This is a genomic window from Telluria sp. ZB4P36, from assembly GCF_059685865.1.
Genome location: NZ_JCASIE010000043.1, coordinates 1 through 5,404, shown reverse-complemented (window position 1 = coordinate 5,404; position 5,404 = coordinate 1). Strand labels below are relative to the sequence as shown.

Sequence of the window (5,404 nt, the reverse complement as noted above, 5' to 3'; positions counted from 1 at the left end):
CCTCGACCGGCGGCGCAGGCGCGGCAGGCGGCGTAGGCGGCATGGGCGGTGCAGGCGGCGCCGGCGGTGCCGGTGCAGCCGGCGGTGCGGGCGGTGCAGGCGCTGAAGGCGGCGCAGGCGGTGCCGGTGCAGCGGGCGGCGCAGGCGGCTCGGGCGCAGCGAGCGGCGACGCATCGAACGCAGGCGGCGCAGGCGCGGCAGGTGGTGCAGCCACCGGCGGCACCTCGACCAGCGGCGCGGCCACCTCGGGTGAAGCTACCGGCGGCGCTGGCGGCGAAGGCGGCGCAGGCGGCACCAACACCTCGGGCGCAGGCGGCGCAGGCGGCACCAACACCGGCGGCGCAGCCACCGGCGGCGCAGGCGGCGCGGGCACCGGCGGCAACGGCGGCACCCAGAGCGTGACCACCGGCACCTTCGACATGTCGAACACCATGTCGAACATTGCCCAGTCGGCTGCCGGCGTCTCGGTGATCAGCCAGAACAACGGCTTCTCGTCGCTGATCCAGCAGAGCGTCAACGTTCAGTCGAACATGACCGTCGGCTCCGGCCAGTAAGTCCAGCAGTGACCGCCGTGCGGCTCCCGCCGCGCGGCGGTTTTTCGAACCGAGAGGAATCTTATGAAACCTGTGAACCGATTCGTGCTGGCGGCGCTGGTCGCGCTACCGCTGGCGGTCCAGGCCGCCGATCCGGAGAAGCTGCCGGTCAAGATCAGCTTCCTGTACGACGTCAAGGCGGCCCCCGCCGACAGCAGCTTCGGCGAGGCCGTGACGGCCGACCGCCTGGGGCATGCCAGCGGCAAGGACGACACCGTCCATACCGAAGCCGTCCTGGGTGGCACGGTGGGCAACAACACCGCGGTCAATACCGTCAGCGGCAACAACGTCATCGACAGCGGCTCCTTCGCCAATGCGCAAGGCTTGCCGATGGTGATCCAGAACAGCGGCTCGAACGTCCTGATCCAGAACGCCACGGTCATCAATCTCCGGCTGCAATAGGCATGAAGGCTTTATGAAAAAACTGTTCGCCATCTCCGCCGCGCTGTGCGGCATGTTGCTGGCGCCGGGATGCCTGGCATCGAGCATCGAGCTGGCCATCGGCCAGCGCGCCACGGTGCCGGTCACCTCTTTAAAAGACATCAAGTTCCGCAAGACCACTCGCCAGCAGTTCGATTTCAGCTGCGGATCGGCCGCCCTGGCCACCCTGCTGACCTACCACTACAACACCCCGGTCGGCGAAAAGGAAGTCTTCGAGAAGATGTTCCTGAGCGGCGACCAGGCCAAGATCCGCCAGCAGGGCTTTTCCATGCTCGACATGAAGCGCTACCTGGCCACCCGCGGTTTCGTCGGCGACGGCTTCCAGCAGCCGCTCGACAAGCTGCTCGAAGCCAAGCTGCCGGCGATCGTCCTGATCAGCGACCGCGGCTACAACCATTTCGTCGTCATCAAGGGCGCCGAGGATGGCCGCATCCTGCTGGGCGACCCGTCCAGCGGCACCCGTTCCGTGACGCGCGACCGCTTCATGGAACTGTGGGCCAACAAACTGCTGTTCGTCGTACACAAATTCCCGGGCAAGGTGGCTTTCAATGGCGCCGACGACTGGCGTGCCGCACCGCGCGCTCCGCTCGGCACCGGCATCAACCAGGAGCAGTACAGCCAGAGCCTGCCGAAGTTCGGCCCTGGCGACTTTTGAAAGGAATACCATGCACTGGCTCACACACGCAGGCCGGGCCCTCGCGGCCACGCTGCTGGCCGGAGCCTGCGGCGCAGCCCTGGCCCAGGAAGCTGCCGGCAAGCAGGCCGCCATCATCGGCGCCGACGAATGGGCGCCGGTGGACACCGCCGTCCTCGAGGACGCCCGCGGGGGCTTCGACGTGCCGGGCGGCCTGAATATCTCGCTCGGGATCGAACGCGTGGTCTCCGTCAACGGCGAGGTGCTGTCGCGCACCAATGTCGTCATTCCGGACGTCGCCTCGATGAACGCGGACCAGCTGTTGCAGGCGCGCGACGCCCTCGGCACGGCGCGCCTGATCCAGATCGGCGGCAGCAATTACGCGCCCAACGATATCGCCCTGGGCAGCGGCGCCACCCTGGTACAGAACAGCCTGGACCACCAGGCCATCCTGGCCCAGACGACCATTTCCTCGACCGTCAACAGCATGGCACTCCTCAAGGACATTAATTTTCACGGAACCATTCGGGACGCAATCGTGCGCTCGGCAGGAAGCCTGTAATATTGCATTATTATTAACCTGCCGATGGAGAAACGAATGCCCACTCACGTCGCGCGCCTCGGCGCGGCGGGCCTGGCGGCGATGCTGCTGGCCCCGCTCGCCCATGCGCAGCAGCCGCCTGGTACCGATGCAGACAAGAGCGCCGAACTGGCTACGCTGAAGGCCGAACTGGCGGCGCAGCGCGAACTCGTCGACAAGCTGATGCGCGAACTGCAGGCGCAGCGCGCCAAGATCGACCGCATCGAAGAGCGGCGCGACGAGGCAAGGCCGGTCCTGGCTGATAACCTGGAACTGCCGCCGCGCGCCGACGACCTGCTGCTGTCCGAGCAGCGCGGCACCGGTGGCCAGAACAGCGGCACGGCGGCGCCGCAGAACAACGCGCAGAAAACCGCGCAGAACAGCAATGCGCCGAACAACAGCCGGCCGCCGTCGACCCCGGCGCCGGCCGCTCCCGGCCCTGCTCCGGCCCAGACGGCGGCGCGTGCGCCTGCCCAGGCGCAGCAGACCAGCGTGAACCGCAACCAGAAAGACCAGCGCCCGCCCGAAGTGGCGCCGCTGTTCGAAGCCCCGGGCGTGCTGACGCCGCGCGGCAGGTACATCCTCGAGCCCGCGATCCAGTTCGGCTACTCGTCGAGCAACCGGGTGGCGCTGGTCGGCTACACCGTCATCCCGGCGCTCCTGATCGGCCTGGTGGACGTGCGCGAGATCAAGCGCAACACCTTCACCGGTTCGCTCACCGCGCGTACCGGCCTGAACAACCGGATGGAAGTCGAGGTCAAGCTGCCCTACGTGTACCGCTCGGACGCCACCGTCAGCCGCGAGATCTTCACCGGCACGGCGGTCGAGCGTGTCTTCAATACCAGCGGCAAGGACATGGGCGACGTCGAAGTGGCCGGGCGCTACCAGTTGAACAACGGCGGCCCGGACAAGGCCTATTACATCGGCGGCCTGCGCTACAAGTCGGTCACCGGCAAGGACCCCTTCGAAGTCGTGACCGACTGCCAGACGCGCTGCATCGGCGAGAACGTGACCGGCACCGGCCTGCCGCTGTCGCTGCCGACCGGTTCGGGCTTCCACTCGCTGCAGGGCAGCCTGACCTGGCTGTTCCCGTCCGACCCGGCGGTGTTCTTCGGTAACCTGAGCTACCTGCACAACTTCAAGCGCAGCAACGTGGAACGCCTGGTGCGCAACAACATCCGCGAGCCGCTGGGCGAGCTGGCACCGGGCGCGATCATCGGCTTCAACTTCGGCATGGGCCTGGCGCTGAACGACAAGGCCTCGCTCAGCCTGGGTTATGACCACAGCACGGTGGGACGCATGAAACAGAACGGCAAGAACGTGCCGGGATCGGTGCGGACCCAGCTCGGCACCCTGCTGCTGGGCTATTCGTACCGCTTCAACGACAAGCGTTCGCTGAGCATCGCGGTGGGCGCCGGCGTGACGCGCGACACCCCGGACGTGTCGCTGACGGTGCGGATGCCGCTGAGTTTCTGAACCATTGGGCCGCTGTCGGAGACCGGCGGCACGATGTTGAAAAGAGGAGCGCACGATTGCAAAAGTTGCTTCACTTTTAAAAAATTGTCTCTATAATCATTTTTGCAATGTTGAGCACGCCGCTGGTTTTATAGCCTCCAGGTAGGCCGACAACGCGAATAAAACAGATAAACTTCAAGAGGGAATTACCATGGCGACTGGCACTGTAAAGTGGTTCAACGATGCAAAAGGTTTCGGCTTCATCACCCCGGACGGTGGCGGCGAAGACGTCTTTGCACACTTCTCGGCCATTAACACCCAAGGCTTCAAGTCGCTGGCGGAAAACCAGCGCGTGATCTTCGACATCACTGCTGGCCCGAAAGGCAAGCAGGCAGCGAACATCCAGCCGCAGGCGTAAGCCGCGCTGCCCTGGCCGCGCCAGGGACGGGCAAAAACAAAGAGCACGTCGAAGGACGTGCTCTTTGTTTTTGGGGTTGTCATCGCGCCGCGTACCGTTCAAGAGGCGGCCCGTTTTCCGCCCATGCCGAATCCAATGTAAAAAGCTTGCGCTTTCAAGCGCAAGCTTTTTTATCGGCCCATTGACAGTGCGGTGGCCTGCCGCTTCGATCGCGCGTAGCGCTTACTCAGGCCTGACGGCGACGCATACCAATGCCAAGCCCAAGGAAGCCGATCGCCAGCAGACCAAGCGAAGCAGGCTCCGGCACCATGGTCGGCTTGTCCTTGAAGTCGGCGGTAATATATAGTTTCGACGTCGTGTTTTCCGGGTTATACCAGGTATTCGAGCTGAAACTGCCTCCGCCTCCGCCGATGATGTATTTCAGGTCCGACATGAGGACACTGCCCAGGTTGAACGAGAGATTTGCAAGGTCGGCCATCAGCAAACCATTGATAAAATCGCCAGTATTATTCGTGGGATTGGTGATATTCAGTTGGAAGACCTCGGTATCGCCGGTAACGGTCGGACTTGTGAAGTTAATTACCAAGGTATATTTGGCACTAAACACATCCGGCGTTACACCGGAAGGAGTAGCCTTGTTGAACCAGACTAATTCTGCCAATACAACGTCATTGGCGTTGGTGGGCACATTCCAGGTACGATCCACTCCAGTCAGCGTCGAACCGGGTTGGGCGCCAATGCCAAGGAAACCAGTGGTGTAGCCCCATTCGAGCTGGGTGTTGGCGCCGTTGCTGGTGGTGTTTCGACGGCAATTATCGCCATTACAGTTAGTGACATCGGAGAACGTACCGCCAGAACTACCCGTAACGATAGCGGCATTTGCCACGCCGGCAGTCATGAATAGTGGGATGGCAAGAGCCGAAGCGCAAACTGCAGAACGAAGAGTAAACATTTTATTTCCTTTCAGGAATACTAGAGATGTAATACTTTCTTATTGGCCATTCTTTCCCTAATTCATAATTTGACTTTCAGTAACATTTCCCAGTTTATGTTTTGGTATTTCCCTTAAAGCCAGAATCATGCCAGCCACATAAGTCCTTGAAATACCTAGTCTTTTACTTTCAATTAAACGTAACTGTAAATATTATCGACAAGATGATCAAAATAGGTTCATCGCACTTTCCCGGGGAACGCATCCTTGATTTTCAGGAAGAAGTAGGATGCGTCTTGAAATCCGTAGGCCATGCGCTTGATGACCTTGATGCGATTGTTGACGCCTTCCA

The 5,404-nt window shown here is 62.1% G+C and carries 7 protein-coding genes and 1 pseudogene; 6 read left to right on the top strand and 2 right to left on the bottom strand.

The window, feature by feature from the left end; genetic code table 11:
* From AC56LK_RS25130 to AC56LK_RS25105, 6 genes and pseudogenes are all read left to right on the top strand, one after another.
* Positions 1-554: pseudogene (locus tag AC56LK_RS25130) on the top strand (hypothetical protein); the annotation flags it as partial.
* Between the two features lie 63 nt (positions 555-617).
* A complete protein-coding gene (locus tag AC56LK_RS25125; RefSeq protein ID WP_497187166.1) occupies positions 618-995 on the top strand; it encodes a hypothetical protein in 378 nt (125 codons plus the stop codon).
* Positions 996-1,008: 13 nt separating this feature from the next.
* Positions 1,009-1,689: a C39 family peptidase gene (locus AC56LK_RS25120; RefSeq protein ID WP_497187165.1), complete on the top strand. Its 681-nt coding sequence runs from the start codon at positions 1,009-1,011 to the stop codon at positions 1,687-1,689.
* Positions 1,690-1,699: 10 nt separating this feature from the next.
* A complete protein-coding gene (locus tag AC56LK_RS25115) occupies positions 1,700-2,230 on the top strand; it encodes a hypothetical protein (RefSeq protein ID WP_497187164.1) in 531 nt (176 codons plus the stop codon).
* A 36-nt stretch (positions 2,231-2,266) separates the two neighbouring features.
* Positions 2,267-3,724 (top strand): hypothetical protein, encoded by a 1,458-nt coding sequence (locus AC56LK_RS25110; protein WP_497187163.1) that lies wholly within the window; start codon positions 2,267-2,269, stop codon positions 3,722-3,724.
* Between the two features lie 190 nt (positions 3,725-3,914).
* Complete coding sequence (locus tag AC56LK_RS25105) at positions 3,915-4,121, top strand: cold-shock protein (RefSeq protein ID WP_436108123.1); 207 nt, start codon at positions 3,915-3,917, stop codon at positions 4,119-4,121.
* 226 nt (positions 4,122-4,347) lie between these two features.
* Here the strand turns inward: AC56LK_RS25105 and AC56LK_RS25100 are convergent, their stop codons facing one another.
* Entirely contained in the window at positions 4,348-5,073 is a 726-nt protein-coding gene (locus tag AC56LK_RS25100; RefSeq protein ID WP_497187162.1) for a choice-of-anchor K domain-containing protein, read from the bottom strand.
* A gap of 218 nt (positions 5,074-5,291) precedes the next feature.
* A partial coding sequence (locus AC56LK_RS25095) for a transposase (RefSeq protein ID WP_497187167.1) occupies positions 5,292-5,404 on the bottom strand: 113 nt, incomplete at its 5' end.

Bases quoted from the DNA above. Each gene is read 5' to 3' on its own strand.
- AC56LK_RS25125 (WP_497187166.1), top strand. From the start codon at position 618: ATGAAACCTGTGAACCGATTCGTGCTGGCGGCGCTGGTCGCGCTACCG.
- AC56LK_RS25120 (WP_497187165.1), top strand. From the start codon at position 1,009: ATGAAAAAACTGTTCGCCATCTCCGCCGCGCTGTGCGGCATGTTGCTG.
- AC56LK_RS25115 (WP_497187164.1), top strand. From the start codon at position 1,700: ATGCACTGGCTCACACACGCAGGCCGGGCCCTCGCGGCCACGCTGCTG.
- AC56LK_RS25110 (WP_497187163.1), top strand. From the start codon at position 2,267: ATGCCCACTCACGTCGCGCGCCTCGGCGCGGCGGGCCTGGCGGCGATG.
- AC56LK_RS25100 (WP_497187162.1), bottom strand. From the start codon at position 5,073: ATGTTTACTCTTCGTTCTGCAGTTTGCGCTTCGGCTCTTGCCATCCCA.
- AC56LK_RS25105 (WP_436108123.1), top strand. From the start codon at position 3,915: ATGGCGACTGGCACTGTAAAGTGGTTCAACGATGCAAAAGGTTTCGGC.